1 protein-coding gene is annotated in these 527 nt (G+C 61.3%); it reads left to right on the top strand.

Features of this window, described 5'->3' with window-relative positions; genetic code table 11:
- The coding region (locus PROAA_RS13065; protein ID WP_425394019.1) for a MutS-related protein at positions 1 to 527 on the top strand (527 nt) is incomplete at both ends.

Raw genomic sequence — 527 nt, 5'->3', positions numbered from 1 at the left:
CAGACGCTGAAGAATGCTGAGCGCTACATCACACCCGAATTGAAGGCCTTCGAGGATAAGGCGTTGTCGGCGCAAGAACGCGCGTTGGCTCGCGAGAAGATCCTCTACGAAGGCGTGCTGGCGGACTTGCAGTCCGAGTTGCCGCAGCTGCAGCGCATCGCCCGCGCCGTGGCAATGTGCGATCTACTGGCCTGCTTCGCCGATGTTGCACAGACGCGCAACTATTGCCGGCCGCTGTTTTCTACCGAGCCAGGCCTGTTGATCGAAGGGGGTCGCCATCCAGTCGTCGAAAGCGAATTGGCTGGCGGCGAAACATTCATCGCCAACGACACGAAGCTCGGAGACAGCGCCGGAGGGCGGCGCCTGTTGCTCATCACCGGCCCGAACATGGGTGGCAAATCGACCTACATGCGACAGACGGCACTGATTGCCCTGATGGCGCATATCGGCTGCTTCGTTCCAGCGAAGCGCGCGGTTCTTGGCCCGCTCGACCAGATTTTCACGCGCATCGGGGCATCCGACGATCT

Origin of the sequence: Candidatus Propionivibrio aalborgensis, from assembly GCF_900089945.1 — a bacterium.
Lineage (GTDB): Bacteria > Pseudomonadota > Gammaproteobacteria > Burkholderiales > Rhodocyclaceae > Propionivibrio > Propionivibrio aalborgensis.
Note: the sequence above shows the minus strand (reverse complement) of the source record. Positions and strands in the feature narration are given on the sequence as shown.